This is a genomic window from Pseudomonas sp. GD03944 (assembly GCF_029839275.1).
Classification (GTDB): domain Bacteria; phylum Pseudomonadota; class Gammaproteobacteria; order Pseudomonadales; family Pseudomonadaceae; genus Aquipseudomonas.
The window spans coordinates 393,156-410,128 of sequence record NZ_JAOCAH010000002.1 but is presented as its reverse complement, the minus strand read 5'-3'; the positions used below and the strand labels follow the sequence as shown (position 1 = coordinate 410,128).

The following is a 16,973-nucleotide window of genomic DNA, read 5'->3' as shown; positions in this document are numbered from 1 at the left end:
GGGCGCTGCCGGAGGATTGCCGTATAACGGGCAACAAACAGGAACTGGGCAACAAAGGATCCGCGGTCAAAGCTGATGAAGACGCCAAAACGTATAGAACCCCTGGTCGAAGACGGTCTGGTCGATGAGGTGATACGCCCCCTGATGAGCGGCAAAGAGGCGGCGGTCTACGTAGTGCGCTGTGGCAACGAGTTGCGCTGCGCCAAGGTCTACAAAGAAGCCAACAAGCGGGGTTTCCGCCAGGCCGCCGAGTACCAGGAGGGCCGCAAGGTTCGTAACAGCCGTGACGCGCGCGCCATGGCCAAAGGCTCCAAGTACGGGCGCAAGGGGCAGGAAGAAGCCTGGCAGAACGCCGAAGTGGCGGCGCTGTTTCGTCTGGCTAACGCCGGCGTGCGCGTGCCCAAGCCCTACGACTTTCTCGAAGGCGTACTGTTGATGGAGCTGGTCACCGATGGCGAGGGCGATGTGGCGCCGCGCCTCAACGACGTCGACCTGCTGCCCGAGGATGCCCGCGAGTTCCACGCGTTCATGATCCAGGAAATCGTCAAGATGCTGTGCGCCGGCCTGGTGCACGGCGACCTGTCCGAATTCAACGTGCTGCTCGGCCCGGAAGGGCCGGTGATCATCGACTTGCCCCAGGCGGTGGACGCGGCCGGCAACAACCACGCGTTCCGCATGCTGGAGCGCGACGTCGGCAACATGGCGGCCTATTTCGGCCAGTACGCGCCCGAGCTCAAGTACAGCAAGTACGCCAAGGAAATGTGGGCGTTGTACGAGGAAGGCAAACTGACCCCGGACACCCCGCTGACCGGCGAATTCAAGGACGAGGAAGACAGCGCCGACGTGGACGCCGTGATGCGCGAGATCAAGGCGGCGCTGGCCGAAGAGGCGCGGCGCCAGGCCCTGCTCAATGCCGAAGACGCGCCCCAGGGCGAGGAACCGACGCCGCCCTGGATGCGCTGAGGGTTACAGGCGGGCCGCCTGGAAGGTGTCGCAGCGCGCGACGTTGCCTTCGTCGAAGCCCAGCCTGAACCAGCGCATGCGCTGCGCCGAGGTGCCGTGGGTGAAGGAGTCCGGCACCACCTGGCCACGGGTCTGTTTCTGCAGGCGATCGTCGCCGATGGCATTGGCGGCGTTCAGCGCTTCCTCCAGGTCCCCCGGCTCCAGCCAGTCCAGGCGCTGCTGGGCGTGGTGGGCCCAGACCCCGGCCAGGCAATCGGCCTGCAGCTCCTGACGAACCAGCAACCCGTTGTCCCCCTCCATTTTCTCGCCGCGCTGGCGCGCGGTGTTGACCTTGGCCGACACGCCCAGCAGGGTCTGCACGTGGTGGCCCACCTCATGGGCGATGACGTAGGCCTGGGCAAAGTCGCCGGCCGCGGCGAAGCGCTGCTCCAGCTCGCGGAAGAACTCCAGGTCGAGGTACACCTGCTGGTCGCCCGGGCAGTAGAAGGGACCGACCGCCGAACTGGCGAAGCCACAGGCGGAATTCACGCCGCCGCTGAACAGCACCAGGGTCGGGTCACGGTACTGACGGTTGGCGCCCTGGAAGATTTCGCGCCAGGTGTCTTCGGTGTCGCCGAGGATGGCCCGGACGAATTCCGATTGCTCGTCGTTGGCCGGTGGCGCCTGCCGAGGGGCCTGGGCGCTGTTCTGGGTGGCCTGGCCGGCCAGTTGCCCGAGAATCTGCAGCGGGTCCTGGCCCATCAGCAGGCCGACGATCACCACGATGGCGACGCCGCCCAGGCTCAGGCCCTTGCCACCGCCCATGCGCATGCCGCCACCGCTGCCGCGCGCATCCACTACGTTGTCGCTGCGTCGTGCCCGTTTCCAGCGCATTGCCCGGCTCCTGCTGCCAATCCCGTTCCTCAGTGTCGTCGCAGTCCGGCGGGCGCGCCAGCCCGGCCGTCAGCGCATCACTGGGCCGGGTAGGCGGTGATCACCTGTTCGCCGCCCTGCTTGTCGAGGCCGATGACCTGGTAGGCGTCACGGATGTTACCGCGCTCCATGCCCGGGGAACCGGTGGGCATGCCGGGCACGGCGGCGCCCAGCAGATCCGGCCGGGCGCGTAGCTTGAGAATGTCAGCGGCGGGCACGTGGCCCTCGACGAATTTGCCGTCGATCACACCCGTGTGGCAGGACCCCAGGCGCGGCGGTACGCCGAGGCGCTGCTTGACCGCGGCCATGTCCGGCTCGACGTGGTCGTTGACGGTGAAACCGTTGTCCTGCAGGTGGCTGATCCAGGCCGTGCAGCAGCCGCAGTTGGCGTCGCGGTGCACGTCGATGGTCAAGGGCTCGGCGGCCTGGACGAACCCGGCGAACAGGGCGGTGAGCATCATGATCGGGCGCATGCGGCTTACTCCTGAGGATAAAGAGGCGAGCATAGCGCGCCGACAGCACGGCCCCAAGGGCCGTGGTTTGCGGATGGGCCCCGGGGGCTTATGCTGCGAACACGATGACCCCGAGGTGAACCGGCCATGCTGCTCGCACGCGTGATCCTGATCATCCAGATCCTGGCCTTGGCGGGCCTGGGGCTGGCGTATTTCATCCGGCCCCATGAAATGGCCAACCTGAGCGGCATGCTGTTGCTGGCGCCGGCGGCGGCCACCGATGTGCGGGCCTACTACGGCGGGCTGCAGATCGGCCTGGCGGCCTTCCTGGCGTTGTCGCTCAGCCGCCTGGAACTGATGCGGGGCGCGCTGATGCTGATGGTGTTGCTCTATTGCGCGCTGGCCATGGCGCGCATCGGCGGCCTGTGGCTGGACGGCGGCACCCAGCAGACTTTCAACCTCTATGCCCTGTTGCTGGAGGTGGTGTCGGCCGGGCTGTGCTTCTGGGCGCTACGCGGCCTGGACCGCGACTAGCGCCGCTCCAGCAGCACGCCACTTTCCATGTGGTGGGTGTAGGGGAACTGGTCGAACAGGGCGCAGCGCGTGACCTTGTGGGTGTCGTTGAGCTGGGCGATGTTGGCGGCCAGGGTCTCCGGGTTGCAGGAGATGTAGAGGATGCGCTCGAAGCGCCGGGTCAGCTCGCAGGTATCCGGGTCCATGCCGGCGCGCGGCGGGTCGACGAACACGCTGCCGAAGTCGTAGCTTTTCAGGTCGATGTCGGCCAGGCGGCGGAACGGGCGCACCTCGTTCAGCGCTTCGGTCAGCTCCTCGGCGGACAGGCGCACCAGGGTCACGTTATCCACCCCGTTGTCGTCCAGGTTGGCCAGGGCCGCGTTGACCGAGGACTTGCTGATCTCGGTGGCCAGCACCTTGCGCACGCGGGTGGCCAGGGGCAGGGTGAAGTTGCCGTTGCCGCAGTACAGCTCCAGCAGGTCGTCCTGGCGCTCGCCCAGCACCTCGTAGGCCCAGCCGAGCATCTTCTGGTTCACCTCGCCGTTGGGCTGGGTGAAGGCACCTTCCGGCTGGCGGTAGCGGAAGGTCCGGCCCGCGGCCTGCAGGGCTTCTTCCACGTAGTCCTTGCCAACGACGATGCGCTTGCCGCGGGAGCGGCCGACCAGGTTCACCTGCAGCGCGGCGGCCAGCTTCTCGGCTTCCGCCTGCCAGGCGTCGTCCAGCGGGCGGTGGTAGCACAGGGTGATCAGGGCGTCGCCGGACAGGGTGGTGAGGAACTCGACCTGGAACAGCTTGAAACCCAGGGCCTTGCTGCCCTGCCAGGCCGCTTTCAGGCGCGGCATCAGCTCGTTGATGCGGGCGCTGGCGATCGGGAAGTCGTCGAAGAAGATCGGCGTGTGCTTGTCGCCGGCTTCGAACATGGCGTAGTGCCGGTCCTCGCCCTCGCGCCACAGGCGGAACTCCGCACGCAGGCGGTAGTGCTCGCGCGGCGATTCGAACACCTCGGGGGTGGGGGCGTCGAACGGCGCCAGCAGTTCGACCAGGCGGGCCTTCTTCTCGGCGAGTTGGGCGTCATAGAGGGCAGGGTCGAATGCAGGGCGGCTCATCGGTCACTCATGGGGCAGGAAAACGGGGCGCCATTGTAGCGATTCCCTTGCCAGCGTGCCGCCGTCGTCGATCATCGGTGAGGCGGGACGCGGAGCTCCGGGGAGTCGTTCCCACGCGGGGCGTGGGAACGATCAGGCGGGGTGGTGTTTGTGTGGTGGGCTGAAGCCCACCCCACGGGGAATGGCTGCTGTTTGTGTGGTGGGCTAAAGCCCACCCTACGGGGAATGGCTGCTGGCTGTGTGGTGGGCTAAAGCCCACCCTACGGGGAGTGGCTGCTGCTTGTGTGGTGGGCTGAAGCCCACCCTACGGGGGAGTGGCTGCTGGCTGTAGGGTGGGCTTCAGCCCACCAGGGACTCAGAACAGCGCCAGCTTGATCACGCAGAACACCGCCAGTGCCACCAGCATGCCGTTCAGCTCGCGGGCGCGGCCGGCCAGGGTCTTGGCGGCCACCCAGGTGATGAAGCCGAAGGCGATGCCGGTGGCGATGGAGTAGGTCAGCGGCATGGCCAGCGCGGTGACGACCACGGGGGCGGCGACGGTGATGTCGTCCCAGTCGATCTCGGCCATCCCCGAGGCCATCAGCACGGCGACGAACAGCAGCGCCGGTGCGGTGGCGAAGGGCGGCACGCTGCCGGCCAGCGGGGCGAAGAACAGGGCGAACAGGAACAGCACGGCGACCACGATGGCGGTCAGGCCGGTACGTCCGCCCGCGCTGACGCCGGCAGCCGATTCGATGTAGCTGGTGGTGGTGCTGGTGCCCAGCAGCGAGCCGCCCAGCGCCGCGGTACTGTCGGCGATCAGGGCGCGGCCCATCTTCGGCAGGTGGCCGTCCTTGCGCATCAGGCCGGCTTTCTTGGCCACGGCGATCAGGGTGCCGGAGTTGTCGAACAGGTCGACGAACAGGAAGGCGAAGATCACGCTGATCAGGCCCACATCCAGCGCGCCGGCGATGTCCAGCTGCATGAAGGTCGGGGCCAGGGAGGGCGGCATCGACACCACGCCGCCGAACTCGCTGACGCCAAGCCAGATGCTGAGGCCGGTGACCACCAGGATGCTGATCAGCACGGCGCCGGTCACGCGCATGGCCTCCATGCCGATGATCAGGAAGAAACCGAGGATTGCCAGCAGCGCCTGTGGGCTGCCCATGTCGCCCATGCCGACCATGGTGGCCGGGTTGGCAACGACGATGCCGGCGTTCTGCAGGGCGATCAGCGCCAGGAACAGGCCGATGCCGGCGGCGATGGCCGAGCGCAGCTCCAGCGGAATGCTGTTGATGATCCATTCACGGATCTTGAAGATCGACAGCAGAAAGAACAGGCACGCCGAGAGGAACACCGCGCCCAGTGCCACCTGCCAGGTGTGGCCCATGCCCAGCACCACGGTGTAGGTGAAGAAGGCATTGAGGCCCATGCCCGGTGCCAGGGCGATCGGGTAGTTGGCGATCAGGCCCATGACCACCGAGCCGAACGCGGCCGCCAGGCAGGTGGCGACGAAGATCGCACCCTTGTCCATGCCGGTTTCGCCGAGGATGCTCGGGTTGACGAACAGGATGTAGGCCATGGTCAGGAAGGTGGTAACGCCCGCGAGCACCTCGGTACGCACGTTGGTGTTGTGGGCTTGGAGTTGGAACAGTCTTTCCAGCATGCTGGGCTCCCCAGGGCGGCAATCGCGCCGTTGACTAACTGATCGAAAGCAAAGCACATCCCGGGCCAGATGCAGGATTGTGCTGCCGATCAGAAAAAAGGCGCGCATCATAACAGCATGCCCCGGGCCGGTGAATTTATGACCGGACGGGCTGTTCGGGTTCTGTATCGCAAGGAGAAGGCCATGACCACACGTGCCGTAATCACCGTTGCCGATGGGGTCGAAGACCTCGAATGCGTGACCTTGATCGATGTGCTGCGCCGCGCCGAGGTCGAGGTGGTGGTGGCCAGCATCGAAGGCCGCCGGATGATCACCTGCGCCCGCGGCACCCGGCTGACCGCCGATGCCATGCTGGTCGATGTGCTGGCCCAGGATTTCGACCTGATCGTGCTGCCCGGCGGCATGCCGGGCGCCCAGCGCCTGGCCGAGCACGAACCGCTGGCCGAACGGGTGCGCCAGCAGGCCAAGGCCGGCAAGCTGTTCGCCGGCATCTGCGCCGCGCCTGCCGTGGCCCTGCAGCAGTACGGTGTGCTCAGGCAGCGGCGCATGACCTGCTACCCGAGCTTCAGCGACCGCCTGAGCGGCTGCACCTTCGTCGACCAGCCGGTGGTGGTCGACGGCAATTGCATCACCAGCCAGGGCCCTGGCACCGCCCTGGAATTCGCCCTGACCCTGGTCGAGCAGTTGCGCGGCAAAGGCACCCGGCGCCAGGTGGCGGAGGCCATGCTGGTCGGCTAGCCGTCGGTGCGTCTTCTCTGGGCACGGTGCCGACAGGGTGCACCGTGTGATGCGCGACCCGATCCCGGTGCGTTTTCCCGCGGCCGACTGGGTGTCGGGCCGATCCTGTCGGCCGTGCTGGGGCTGCTGACGTTCACCCTGTGCTTGCTTCCTCGATCTCGCTTCGCGCGGTGGCGCGCCGGCTGCCTGGCCAGTACTCGTCTGGCGGCAGATGGCCCCAGTGGGCAAGCAGATTCTGGTCTGGGTGGTGATCCTGGCGCTGGCCTTCGCGTTGTCACGGAGGGTGATCGAATCGAAGCAGCAGGAGCGCGAGGTGAATACGCCCCTGTCATGGGACCCGCTGGCGCTCTGCAGCGGTCGGACAGGGCAGCCCAGGAGGCCTGCGACGAGGCCAGGCGAATGGTGCGTGATGTGATGGAGGGGGTGGAGCAGGCGCCTGCCGAGTGGCAGGCACCGTAACCGAGAGGGCGCCTCAGGGCGCCTTGGTATCGCCCACCAGCGGATCACGCATGTGATCGCGGGTGGCCAGGGCCGGGAACAGCTTGATCCACAGCCCGGTCACCACCAGCGCACCGACGCCGCCGATCATCACCGCCGGTACGGTGCCGAACCAGCTGGCGGTGAGGCCCGCGCGGAAGTCGCCGAGCTGGTTGGAGGCGCCGATGAACAGGCCGTTCACCGCCCCCACGCGGCCGCGCATTTCATCCGGGGTCTGCAACTGCACGAAGGCGCCGCGGATCACCATGCTGATCATGTCGGCGGCACCGAGCACCACCAGGGTCGCCAGGCTGAACCACAGCGAGGTGGACAGGCCGAAGCCGATGGTGGCGACGCCGAAGATCGCCACCGAGGTGAACATCACCGGGCCGACCCGCCGCTCGATGGGGTGGCGTGCCAGCCAGATCGACATCAGCAACGCGCCCACTGCCGGGGCCGAGCGCAGCAGGCCCAGGCCCCAGGGGCCGGTCAGCAGGATGTCCTTGGCGAACACCGGCAGCAGGGCGGTGGCGCCGCTGAGCAGCACCGCCACCATGTCCATGGACACCGCGCCGAACACTTCCGGCCGGCTGCGGATGAAGCGGAAGCCGGCCAGCAGCGACTCCACCGAAACCTTCTGCTTCAGCGGCTTCTGTTGCGACGGCAGGCTGAGCATCAGGCTCAGGGCGATGACGTACAGCACCATGGCCGGGCCGTAGACCCAGGCCGAGTCCACGGCGTAGAGCAGGCCGCCCAGGGCCGGGGCGATGATGGTCGCGCTCTGCATCGCCGAGGCGGAAGCGGCCACGGCCGCGGGGAACAGGCCCGGCGGCACGATGTTCGGCAGCAGTGCCTGGGTGGTGGGCATCTCGAAGGCACGGGCGGTGCCGAGCAGGAAGGCAATGGCGAAGATCATCTCGCGGCTGATGCCGCCGGTGCTGCTGCCGATCAGCAGGGCCATGGCAATCAGCCCCTGGGCGCCCTGGCAGAGCGCGGCGACCTTGCGCCGGTCGAAGCGGTCCGCGACATGCCCGGTAATCAGGATGAAAAGGATCTTCGGCAAGAATTCGATCAGCCCCACCAGGCCCAGGTCGAGCACGCTACCGGTGAGGGTGTACATCTGCCAGCCGATGGCCACGGTGATCATCTGGAAGCCGCTGGCGGTGAACACGCGGGCCAGCCAGAAGAAGATGAATGGCCGGTGGTGACGCAGGAGAAGCGTGCCGTGGGTGCTCATGGATAGATAGCTAGCTATTGGAAAGGATGGCCAGCCTAGCATGACTGCAGGGCTTGGGTTTCATGGTTGGGGAGGGAAACACTGTTGCATCGGTGCGACTTGCGCGACAAATAACCACAGCGGTGCACGGGGTGGCTGGGGGTACTCTTTGTGGCATGGTTGATCCAGGTCAAAACCGCGCTTCGGTTTTTGATGGTGAGCCCGCTGGGCTTCGTTCTTCAATCATCCCCGCTGAAAAACAAGAACAATTCCGTGCAATCAAGTTCCAACCCTTGCACAGGACAGTGCTCCGAGTAACCTGACTGAGGATGTTCTATGTTCGGTTTAGAGGCGTTAGATCTCGCCCGAATCCAGTTCGCGTTCACCATCTCCTTCCACATCGTCTTCCCGGCGATCACCATCGGCTTGGCCAGTTACCTGGCGGTACTGGAAGGCCTATGGCTGCGAACTCACGAAAACGTCTACCGCGACCTCTACCATTTCTGGTCCAAGATCTTTGCCGTCAACTTCGGCATGGGGGTGGTTTCTGGCCTGGTCATGGCCTACCAGTTCGGCACCAACTGGAGCGCGTTCTCCGATTTTGCCGGTGCGATCACCGGGCCGCTGCTGACCTATGAGGTGTTGACCGCGTTCTTCCTGGAGGCCGGCTTCCTGGGGGTCATGCTGTTCGGCTGGAACCGCGTCGGCCCGGGCCTGCACTTCTTCTCCACGGTGATGGTGGCCCTGGGCACGCTGGTCTCGACCTTCTGGATTCTCGCCTCCAACAGCTGGATGCACACCCCGCAGGGCTACGAAATCATCGACGGCCGTGTTATCCCGGTGGACTGGTTCGCGGTGGTGTTCAACCCGTCCTTCCCGTATCGCCTGGCGCACATGGCCACGGCGGCGTTCCTCGCCACGGCGTTCTTCGTCGGCGCTTCGGCGGCCTGGCACCTGTTGCGTGGCCGCGATAACCCGGCGATTCGCAAGATGCTGTCGATGGCGATGTGGATGGCCCTGCTGGTAGCGCCGGTCCAGGCCGTGATCGGCGACTTCCACGGCCTCAATACCCTCAAGTACCAGCCGGCCAAGATCGCGGCGATCGAGGGGCACTGGGAAAACGTCGGCGACGAGCCGACCCCGCTGATCCTGTTCGGCTGGCCGGACATGGAACGCGAGGAAACCCGCTTCAAGGTCGAGATTCCTGCCCTGGGCAGTCTGATCCTGACCCACAGCCTGGATAAACAGGTGCCCGCGCTGAAGGAGTTCGCCCCGGAAGACCGGGCCAACTCGACCATCGTGTTCTGGACCTTCCGGGTCATGGTCGGCCTCGGCATGCTGATGATCGTCACCGGTATCTGGGCGTTGTGGCTGCGTTTGCGCGGGCGCCTGTTCCAGAGCCGGCCGTTCCTGCACATGGCGCTGTGGATGGGACCATCGGGCATCATCGCCATCCTGGCCGGCTGGTACACCACCGAGATCGGTCGCCAGCCCTGGATCATTCACGGGTTGATGCGCACCGCCGATGCGTCGTCCGGGCACAGCTTCGCGCAGATGAGCCTGACCCTGATCATGTTCGTGGTGGTCTATTTCGCCCTGTTCGGCGTGGGCATCAGCTACATGCTGCGCCTGGTGCGCAAAGGGCCGATCACCGACGAAGGCAAGGAAACCGCCGATGGCGGACCGGGCCAGAAACGCACACCTGCCCGTCCGCTGTCCGCCGCCAAGGAAGACCTCGATGACGGCGGTACCGACGACGCCACCCGGGAAAGGAGCTGAATATGGGTATCGATCTCTCGCTGATCTGGGCCGTGATCATTGTCTTCGGGATCATGATGTACGTGGTCATGGACGGCTTCGACCTGGGCATCGGCATCCTTTTCCCCTTCGTCGAGGACGAAGGGGAGCGCGATGTGATGATGAACACTGTGGCACCGGTCTGGGACGGTAACGAAACCTGGCTGGTGCTGGGCGGCGCGGCGCTGTTCGGTGCCTTCCCGCTGGCCTACGCGGTGGTGCTGAGCGCGCTCTACCTGCCGCTGATCTTCATGCTGTTGGGGCTGATCTTCCGTGGCGTGGCGTTCGAGTTCCGCTTCAAGGCCAAGGCCAACAAGCGGCACATCTGGGACAAGGCCTTCATCGGCGGTTCGCTGGCGGCGACCTTCTTCCAGGGGGTGGCGCTGGGGGCCTACATCGATGGCTTCCAGGTGGTGGACCGGGCCTATGCCGGTGGCGCGTTCGACTGGCTGACGCCGTTCTCGATCTTCTGCGGCGTGGCGCTGATCGCGGCCTATGCCTTGCTCGGCTGCACCTGGCTGATCATGAAGACCGAAGGCCGCCTGCAGAAGCAGATGCACGACCTGGCGCGCCCGCTGGTGTTCGTGGTGCTGGCCGTCACCGGTGTCGTCAGCATCTGGACGCCGCTGGCCCACGCCGATATCGCCGAGCGCTGGTTCAGCCTGCCGAACCTGTTCTGGTTCATGCCGGTGCCCGTGCTGGTGCTGTTGTGCACCTGGCAACTGCTGCGGGCGGTGGCGGATAACGCCAACTACCGGCCGTTCATCCTGACCCTGACCCTGATCTTCCTGGGCTACAGCGGCCTGGGCATCAGCCTGTGGCCGAACATCATCCCGCCGTCGATCAGCATCTGGGAAGCCGCGGCGCCGCCTCAGAGCCAGGGCTTCATGCTGGTCGGTGCGCTGTTCATCATCCCGATCATCCTGATGTACACCGCCTGGAGCTACTACGTGTTCCGCGGCAAGGTGACCCAGGATGACGGCTACCACTGAGGGGCGTGCGATGAGCGATCATTCGGAGAAAAAGCCGCTCTGGCAGCGCCTCGGCTGGCTGGTGGTGATCTGGACCGGCAGCGTGCTGGCGCTCGGCACGGTGTCCTGGCTGCTGCGCCAGTTCATGCAGGCCGCGGGGATGGGCACGCCATAAGGCTCGGCCGGTTGGCGCTTCTGCCGGGTGCAACGATCTGGTTGTTCGTAGGGTGGGTCAGGTGCATGTCTGGAAAGTAGGCGTTGCGCACAGTTCAGGTGGGCTGAAGCCCACCCTACAGGCAGCAGCCGTTTCCCCCGTAGGGTGGGCTTCAGCCCACACCTATCCCTGTCGCGCCGTAACCCGCCAGCGGTTGTTGGGTTTGAGCCTGTCTGGTGGGTTACGCGGCACGCGAATGGCAGTGTGGCATTGAGGCAAGCGTACGGTGCCGCTAACCCACCCTACGGTTTGCGGCAGGTGGCCGGGCCGCTGGGCACGAACCTATTTGGTCGCCTTGAGCACCACGAACTTGGGGTTGGCCGCCACCTGCTCGACGCCGCGGAACAGGCGCTTGAGCTTGGCGTGGTAACCCAGGTGGCGGTTGCCGACGATCCACAATTCTCCCCCGGTGACCAACGCGGCGCGGGCCTGCTGGAACATGCGCCAGGCCAGGAAGTCGCCGACCACCTGCTGCTGGTGGAACGGCGGGTTGCACAGCACCAGGTCCAGTGAATCGGCCGGCTGTTCGGCCAGGCCATCCCCGGCCCGTACCGTCACGGGACGCTCGCCCAGCGCCGCTTGCCAGTTCACCTGGGCCGATTGCACGGCCATGTACGATTCGTCCACCAGGGTCAGCTCGGCCTGCGGGCTGCCCAGCGCATAGGCGATGCCCAGGATGCCGTTGCCGCAGCCGAGGTCGGCCGCACGTACTTTGCTCAGGTGCTTGGGCAGGTGCGGCAGAAAGGCTCGGGTGCCGATGTCCAGGCCTTCGCGGCAGAACAGGTTGGCGTGGTTGAGCAGCTCCAGTGCTGGTTTGTCCACGCGGTAGCGGGTCGGGTAGGGCGATTGCGGCGCCGGACGCTCGCTCGGCGTGGCGTGCAGCAGGCGGGCCTTCTTTACCGCCAGCGAGGCCTGGACCGGGCCGACGTAGGTTTCCAGCAGGTCGCCGGCAGCCCGGGGCAGGTGCTTGATCATGGCGGCCGCCACCACCCGCGCGCCCGGCGCCAGTTGCCCATGCAGGCGGATCAATTGTTCTTCGAGCAGGGCCAGGGTCTTGGGCACGCGGATCAGCACCCAGTCGAACGGCCCCTGGGCCACGGCACTGGCCGGCACGAACTCGACGGCCTGCGCCGGCAGGGCATTGCGCGCCAGGTTGAGTGTCAGACCCAGGTGCGCCAGGTGCGAGTCGCCGCTGCTGATGACCGTGGCACGGCCGGCCAGGCTGGCCGCCAGGGCGCCGAAGCTGTCGTTGAGCACCAATACCCGCGCGTCGGGGGCCAGGCCCTGTTCATGCAGGTGGGCGAGCAGGTACTCGTCGGCGGCATCGAAGGCCTGCAGTGGGTCGGCCTGCTGCTCGGGCTGGCGAACCAGGTCGAGCTGGGCGAAGGGGGTGACGAATAACGGCATCGAAGGGGCTCGCAAGACGAAGGGGCGGCATCAGCCGGGTATTTTGGCACGGGCGCGTGAGAATTTTCCTTAAAGTGCGAGTTGGTTGGAGTTATGCGCACTTGTCGTGCAGCGCCACTTCACGAAAAATCACCCACCTGTCCGCATGGGGCGCGTCGAAGACTGACAAGTCATCCCCCCGGGCAGCATGCCAACAATAACTGGGCGTCGGCTCCAGCAGCCTGAACAGACCCAGTATCTCCTTGGACGCGCAGCGCCTGACCGGGCTCTCGCCGCTCCATACCGCCAACTTTTTCCATGTCGGGCCAGCGCCTGTGCGCTCGCTTGCCGATGTTTTATTGCTCAAGGGTGCACCATGCTCAAGTCCGTTTTTACCGCCGTCCTCGCCACGACCCTGGCGTTCGCCTCGACCGCGAACGCCCGCGAACCGATCGTCATCAAGTTCTCCCACGTGGTGGCCGACGACACACCGAAGGGGCGCGGTGCCCTGATGTTCCAGAAACTGGTGGACGAGCGCCTCGGCGGCCAGGTCAAGGTCGAGGTCTACCCGAACTCGACGCTGTTCGGCGATGCCGACGAGCTGGAAGCCCTGCGCGCCGGCAAGGTGCAGCTGCTGGCGCCGTCGCTGTCCAAGTTCGACCAGTACACCAAGCAGCTGCAGGTGTTCGACCTGCCGTTCCTGTTCGACGACCTGGAGGCGGTCAAGCGCTTCCAGAAGCGGGAAAAGAGCCGTGAACTGCTGCGCTCCATGGCCAAGCACGACATCTATGGCCTGGCGTACTGGAACAACGGCATGAAGCAGCTTTCCGCGACCCGCGCCCTGCACGTGCCCACCGACGCCCAGGGCCTGGCCTTCCGTATCCAGCCGTCGCCGGTGATCGAGGCGCAGTTCGGCGCGATCGGTGCGACCAGCAAGAAGATCGCCTTCGGCGACATGTACCAGGCCCTGCAGAACGGCTCGGTGCAAGGTGCCGAGAACCCCTGGTCGAACCTGGCCAGCCAGCGCCTGGACACCGTGCAGTCGTTCATCACCGAGAGCAACCACGGTTCGCTCAACTACATGCTGATCAGCAACACCAAGTTCTGGACCAGCATCCCGTACCAGGTGCGCGTGCAGCTGGAGTCGATCATCGAAGAAGTGTCCTTCGCGGTGAACCAGGAAGCCGAGGCGCTGAACCAGAAGAGCCGTGAGCAGATCGCTGCCGGCGGCCACAGCAAGCTGGTCACCCTGACCGAGGCCGAGCGTGAAGCCTGGCGCGCTGCCATGCGCCCGCTGTGGAAAACCTTCGAAGCGGACATCGGTGCCGACGTGATCCGCGCCGCGCAGATCGTCAACCGTCGCTGATCGGCTGCAAAGGCCCTTGAGGTTGCGGGTGTTTCGCCGGCGGCCTTTGCGCGACACTGGGGGCATGAACCAGACCGGGAGCCCCCATGTCCGCCAGTGAAGAGAAATTCACCCGCGAAACCCTGCTCGACGTGCAGACCCTGACGCCGAGCCTGTTCACCCTGCGCACCACGCGCGGCCAGGGCTTCCGCTTCCGCGCCGGGCAATTCGCCCGGCTCGGGGTGACGAAAGCCGACGGCTCCGTGGTCTGGCGCGCCTATTCCATGGTCTCGGCGCCCCACGACGAGTTTCTCGAATTCTTCTCGATCGTCGTCCCGGGCGGCGAATTCACCTCCGAACTGAGCCAGCTCAAGACCGGCGATCACCTGCTGCTGGACAAGCAGGCCTTCGGTTACCTCACCCTTGACCGCTTCATCGGCGGGCGCGACCTCTGGCTGCTGGCCAGTGGCACCGGCCTGGCGCCGTTCCTGTCGATCCTGCAGGACTTCGAGGTGTGGGAGCGCTTCGAGCGCATCGTGCTGGTCTACAGCGCGCGTACCGCCGCCGAGCTGGCGTACCAGCCGCTGATCCACGGCCTGCGCGAGCTGGAGCACCTGGCCGAATACGCCGACAAGCTGGTCTACCTGCCGTTGGTCACCCGGGAACAGGCGCCGGGCTGCCTGCACGGGCGCATCACCACGCTGCTCGACAGCGGCGAACTGGAGCGGGCCGCCGGCCTGAACCTGAGCCCCGAGCACTCGCGCCTGATGATCTGCGGCAATCCCCAGATGATCGACGACACCCGCCAGCGCCTGAAGCAGCGTGACCTGCAACTGAGCCTCTCGCGGCGGCCGGGCCAGGTGGCGGTGGAAAGCTACTGGTAAAAAAAAGTTACGAATGGGGCTTTAGCAGATGTGACCAAGTGGATTAGATTGGTCGGCCGTTATTACCGTTCACGGATCTCATGGACAGTGACAGTTGTAGACCGCCCTCACCATCAAGGCTGAGGGCGCGGATTCCCTCCGGCGACGCCTCCCGGCGTACGTCCCTCCGGCAGCGCTGTGCTGCACGTTTTTCCCCACAGACAACCGCTTGCGTACGTGTCGCATCCCTGCGTCGCGCGCTTTGCCGTGTCCGATTTTTACCCGAGAGAGCACCGCATTAAATGGAATGGATCGCTGATCCCACGGCCTGGTTGGGCCTGTTGACCCTGATCGTCCTGGAAATCGTCCTGGGCATCGATAACCTGGTGTTCATCGCCATCCTCGCCGACAAGCTGCCGCCCGAGCAGCGTGACCGCGCGCGGGTGATCGGCCTGAGCCTGGCGCTGATCATGCGCCTGGGCCTGCTGGCCAGCATGGCCTGGCTGGTGACCCTGACCGACCCGTTGATCGACGTGTTCGGCAAGACCTTCTCCGGGCGTGACCTGATCATGCTCTTCGGTGGCGTGTTCCTGCTGTTCAAGGCCACCATGGAGCTGCACGAACGCCTCGAAGGGCGCGTGCACCAGCCGGGCGGCGCGCGCACCTACGCCAAGTTCTGGCCGGTGGTGGCGCAGATCATCGTGCTCGACGCGGTGTTCTCCCTGGACGCGGTGATCACCGCCGTGGGCATGGTCGAACACCTGGAAGTGATGATGATCGCCGTGATCGTCTCCATCGGTCTGATGATCGTCGCCAGCAAGCCGCTGACCGCCTTCGTCAACGCCCGTCCGACCGTGATCATGCTGTGCCTGGGCTTTTTGATGATGATCGGCTTCAGCCTGACCGCCGAAGGCCTGGGTTTCCATATTCCGAAAGGCTACCTGTACGCGGCCATCGGCTTCTCGATCCTCATCGAGGTGTTCAACCAGCTGGCCCGTTCGCGCCGCAAGCGCAGCCTGCAGGGCGAACGTGGCATGCGTGAGCGCACCGCCCATGCGGTGATGCGCCTGCTGGGTGGCAAGGTCCAGGCCGACGAAGTGGGCGAGGACATCGCCGACATGCTCGAGGGCGGTGAAGGCGAAGCGGTGCTGTTCGACCGCCGTGAACGGGTGATGATCAGTGGCGTACTGAGCCTGGCCGAGCAGTCGATCCAGAAGGCGATGACCGACCGCATGGAAGTCGACCGGATCAACCTGGACGACCCGGTGGAAATCATTCATCAGAAACTGCTGGAGTCGCCGCACTCGCGCCTGCTGGTGTCGCGTGGCGATGCCGCGGACGAGCCGCTTGGCTACATCCACAAGAAAGAGCTGTTCAAGGAATTGCTCAAGGGCCAGCAGCCGGACATCGAAAGCCTGGTGCGTGCGCCGGTCAACCTGCCGGACAGCGCCTCGGTGCTCAGCGCCCTGGAGCAGATGCGCCAGGCGTCGACCCACGTGGCCTTCGTGGTCAACGAGTTCGGTGGTTTCGAAGGCCTGCTGACCCTGACCGACATCCTCGAGGCGATTGCCGGCGAGTTGCCGGATGCCAGCGAAGTGGATGGGCCGGACATCGAGACCGTCGACGGCGGCTACCGCGTCAGTGGTGCGCTCAACCTGGCGGTGCTGCGTGACCGCGTCGGCTTCAAGGCCAAGGCCACCGACGACTACCAGACCCTGGCGGGGTTGGTGATGAGCCTGCTCGATCGCCTGCCGCTGATCGGCGACCAGGTGGAGTACGCCGAGTGGACGCTGACGGTCATCGAGGTCAAGGAGCGTCGGGTGGCCAAGCTGCTGCTCAAGCCCAAGGCCGAGTAATACCGACCCATGAAGAAACGGCGCCAGTAGGCGCCGTTTTTTTATTCCCGGTTCTGCTGGGCTTTGAGCAGGTCACGGATTTCGCTGAGCAGTTCCTGGTCCTTGGTCGGCGCAGGCGGGGCGCTCGGCGTGGCCTCTTCGGCACGCTTGAGTTTGTTCAGGCCCTTGATGCCCATGAAGATGGCGAAGGCGATGATGGTGAAGTCGATGACCGTCTGGATGAACTTGCCGTAGGCCAGGGTCACGGCGGGCAGATCGCCCTGGGCTTCCTTGAGCACGATGGCCAGGTCGGAGAAGTCCACCCCGCCGATCAGGATACCCAGCGGCGGCATGACCACGTCGCCGACGAAGGACGAGACGATCTTGCCGAAGGCCGCGCCGATGATGATACCGACGGCCATGTCGACCACGTTGCCCTTGACGGCGAAGGCTTTGAATTCGCTGAGAATGCTCATGGACTGCTCCTTGATGTGAGGCGGGTTTTGGCAGGAAGGGTGTTGCTTAACGGACTCTGTCACG

General features: G+C 65.6%; 16 protein-coding genes. 9 read left to right on the top strand and 7 right to left on the bottom strand.

Annotation, left to right across the window (positions count from 1 at the left end; all coding sequences use genetic code 11):
• Window positions 1–75 precede the first annotated feature (75 nt).
• The gene (locus N5C28_RS05605; protein ID WP_279820932.1) at window positions 76–963 is read left to right on the top strand and encodes a PA4780 family RIO1-like protein kinase; all 888 of its coding nucleotides are present in this window, start codon (window positions 76–78) and stop codon (window positions 961–963) included.
• Window positions 964–966: 3 nt separating this feature from the next.
• Here N5C28_RS05605 and N5C28_RS05600 read toward each other — a convergent pair whose 3' ends face one another.
• Window positions 967–1,836 (bottom strand): neutral zinc metallopeptidase, encoded by an 870-nt coding sequence (locus tag N5C28_RS05600; RefSeq protein ID WP_279820930.1) that lies wholly within the window; start codon window positions 1,834–1,836, stop codon window positions 967–969.
• A gap of 77 nt (window positions 1,837–1,913) precedes the next feature.
• Window positions 1,914–2,348 (bottom strand): DUF411 domain-containing protein, encoded by a 435-nt coding sequence (locus tag N5C28_RS05595; RefSeq protein WP_279820929.1) that lies wholly within the window; start codon window positions 2,346–2,348, stop codon window positions 1,914–1,916.
• Between the two features lie 126 nt (window positions 2,349–2,474).
• Here N5C28_RS05595 and N5C28_RS05590 point away from each other — a divergent pair, with 126 nt between their 5' ends.
• Window positions 2,475–2,861, top strand: coding sequence for a DUF4345 domain-containing protein (locus tag N5C28_RS05590; protein ID WP_279820927.1), 387 nt, complete (start codon window positions 2,475–2,477; stop codon window positions 2,859–2,861).
• Here the strand turns inward: N5C28_RS05590 and trmA are convergent.
• Window positions 2,858–3,946, bottom strand: coding sequence for a tRNA (uridine(54)-C5)-methyltransferase TrmA (gene trmA, locus N5C28_RS05585; RefSeq protein WP_279820926.1), 1,089 nt, complete (start codon window positions 3,944–3,946; stop codon window positions 2,858–2,860). The genes N5C28_RS05590 and trmA overlap by 4 nt on opposite strands.
• A gap of 355 nt (window positions 3,947–4,301) precedes the next feature.
• Window positions 4,302–5,591, bottom strand: coding sequence for an NCS2 family permease (locus N5C28_RS05580; protein WP_279820924.1), 1,290 nt, complete (start codon window positions 5,589–5,591; stop codon window positions 4,302–4,304).
• A gap of 183 nt (window positions 5,592–5,774) precedes the next feature.
• Here N5C28_RS05580 and N5C28_RS05575 point away from each other — a divergent pair, with 183 nt between their 5' ends.
• Window positions 5,775–6,329: a DJ-1 family glyoxalase III gene (locus tag N5C28_RS05575; RefSeq protein WP_279820922.1), complete on the top strand. Its 555-nt coding sequence runs from the start codon at window positions 5,775–5,777 to the stop codon at window positions 6,327–6,329.
• 472 nt (window positions 6,330–6,801) lie between these two features.
• On the opposite strand, the gene N5C28_RS05570 is transcribed toward N5C28_RS05575, so the two are convergent.
• Entirely contained in the window at window positions 6,802–8,043 is a 1,242-nt protein-coding gene (locus tag N5C28_RS05570; protein WP_279820920.1) for an MFS transporter, read from the bottom strand.
• Between the two features lie 315 nt (window positions 8,044–8,358).
• Here N5C28_RS05570 and N5C28_RS05565 point away from each other — a divergent pair, with 315 nt between their 5' ends.
• The 3 genes from N5C28_RS05565 to N5C28_RS05555 are packed head-to-tail and all read left to right on the top strand — an operon-like array spanning window position 8,359 to window position 10,965.
• A complete protein-coding gene (locus tag N5C28_RS05565; RefSeq protein WP_279820918.1) occupies window positions 8,359–9,801 on the top strand; it encodes a cytochrome ubiquinol oxidase subunit I in 1,443 nt (480 codons plus the stop codon).
• A gap of 2 nt (window positions 9,802–9,803) precedes the next feature.
• Window positions 9,804–10,811, top strand: coding sequence for a cytochrome d ubiquinol oxidase subunit II (gene cydB / locus N5C28_RS05560; RefSeq protein ID WP_279820917.1), 1,008 nt, complete (start codon window positions 9,804–9,806; stop codon window positions 10,809–10,811).
• A gap of 10 nt (window positions 10,812–10,821) precedes the next feature.
• Window positions 10,822–10,965, top strand: coding sequence for a DUF2474 domain-containing protein (locus N5C28_RS05555; protein ID WP_279820915.1), 144 nt, complete (start codon window positions 10,822–10,824; stop codon window positions 10,963–10,965).
• A gap of 321 nt (window positions 10,966–11,286) precedes the next feature.
• Here the strand turns inward: N5C28_RS05555 and N5C28_RS05550 are convergent, their stop codons facing one another.
• Window positions 11,287–12,411: a class I SAM-dependent methyltransferase gene (locus N5C28_RS05550; RefSeq protein WP_279820914.1), complete on the bottom strand. Its 1,125-nt coding sequence runs from the start codon at window positions 12,409–12,411 to the stop codon at window positions 11,287–11,289.
• 355 nt (window positions 12,412–12,766) lie between these two features.
• Here N5C28_RS05550 and N5C28_RS05545 point away from each other — a divergent pair, with 355 nt between their 5' ends.
• The 3 genes from N5C28_RS05545 (at window position 12,767) to N5C28_RS05535 (ending at window position 16,454) form a co-directional block, all read left to right on the top strand.
• Complete coding sequence (locus N5C28_RS05545) at window positions 12,767–13,756, top strand: DctP family TRAP transporter solute-binding subunit (protein WP_279820912.1); 990 nt, start codon at window positions 12,767–12,769, stop codon at window positions 13,754–13,756.
• 86 nt (window positions 13,757–13,842) lie between these two features.
• Window positions 13,843–14,619 (top strand): ferredoxin--NADP reductase, encoded by a 777-nt coding sequence (locus tag N5C28_RS05540; RefSeq protein WP_279820911.1) that lies wholly within the window; start codon window positions 13,843–13,845, stop codon window positions 14,617–14,619.
• Between the two features lie 281 nt (window positions 14,620–14,900).
• Window positions 14,901–16,454, top strand: a complete 1,554-nt coding sequence (locus tag N5C28_RS05535; protein ID WP_279820910.1) for a TerC family protein — start codon at window positions 14,901–14,903, stop codon at window positions 16,452–16,454.
• A gap of 41 nt (window positions 16,455–16,495) precedes the next feature.
• On the opposite strand, the gene mscL is transcribed toward N5C28_RS05535, so the two are convergent.
• A complete protein-coding gene (gene mscL / locus N5C28_RS05530; RefSeq protein ID WP_279820908.1) occupies window positions 16,496–16,909 on the bottom strand; it encodes a large-conductance mechanosensitive channel protein MscL in 414 nt (137 codons plus the stop codon).
• Between the last annotated feature and the right edge of the window lie 64 nt (window positions 16,910–16,973).

What these genes read in the sequence shown, in the direction of transcription:
- N5C28_RS05605 (WP_279820932.1), top strand. Translation starts at nt 76, where the DNA reads ATGAAGACGCCAAAACGTATAGAACCCCTGGTCGAAGACGGTCTGGTC.
- N5C28_RS05600 (WP_279820930.1), bottom strand. Translation starts at nt 1,836, where the DNA reads ATGCGCTGGAAACGGGCACGACGCAGCGACAACGTAGTGGATGCGCGC.
- N5C28_RS05595 (WP_279820929.1), bottom strand. Translation starts at nt 2,348, where the DNA reads ATGCGCCCGATCATGATGCTCACCGCCCTGTTCGCCGGGTTCGTCCAG.
- N5C28_RS05590 (WP_279820927.1), top strand. Translation starts at nt 2,475, where the DNA reads ATGCTGCTCGCACGCGTGATCCTGATCATCCAGATCCTGGCCTTGGCG.
- trmA (WP_279820926.1), bottom strand. Translation starts at nt 3,946, where the DNA reads ATGAGCCGCCCTGCATTCGACCCTGCCCTCTATGACGCCCAACTCGCC.
- N5C28_RS05580 (WP_279820924.1), bottom strand. Translation starts at nt 5,591, where the DNA reads ATGCTGGAAAGACTGTTCCAACTCCAAGCCCACAACACCAACGTGCGT.
- N5C28_RS05575 (WP_279820922.1), top strand. Translation starts at nt 5,775, where the DNA reads ATGACCACACGTGCCGTAATCACCGTTGCCGATGGGGTCGAAGACCTC.
- N5C28_RS05570 (WP_279820920.1), bottom strand. Translation starts at nt 8,043, where the DNA reads ATGAGCACCCACGGCACGCTTCTCCTGCGTCACCACCGGCCATTCATC.
- N5C28_RS05565 (WP_279820918.1), top strand. Translation starts at nt 8,359, where the DNA reads ATGTTCGGTTTAGAGGCGTTAGATCTCGCCCGAATCCAGTTCGCGTTC.
- cydB (WP_279820917.1), top strand. Translation starts at nt 9,804, where the DNA reads ATGGGTATCGATCTCTCGCTGATCTGGGCCGTGATCATTGTCTTCGGG.
- N5C28_RS05555 (WP_279820915.1), top strand. Translation starts at nt 10,822, where the DNA reads ATGAGCGATCATTCGGAGAAAAAGCCGCTCTGGCAGCGCCTCGGCTGG.
- N5C28_RS05550 (WP_279820914.1), bottom strand. Translation starts at nt 12,411, where the DNA reads ATGCCGTTATTCGTCACCCCCTTCGCCCAGCTCGACCTGGTTCGCCAG.
- N5C28_RS05545 (WP_279820912.1), top strand. Translation starts at nt 12,767, where the DNA reads ATGCTCAAGTCCGTTTTTACCGCCGTCCTCGCCACGACCCTGGCGTTC.
- N5C28_RS05540 (WP_279820911.1), top strand. Translation starts at nt 13,843, where the DNA reads ATGTCCGCCAGTGAAGAGAAATTCACCCGCGAAACCCTGCTCGACGTG.
- N5C28_RS05535 (WP_279820910.1), top strand. Translation starts at nt 14,901, where the DNA reads ATGGAATGGATCGCTGATCCCACGGCCTGGTTGGGCCTGTTGACCCTG.
- mscL (WP_279820908.1), bottom strand. Translation starts at nt 16,909, where the DNA reads ATGAGCATTCTCAGCGAATTCAAAGCCTTCGCCGTCAAGGGCAACGTG.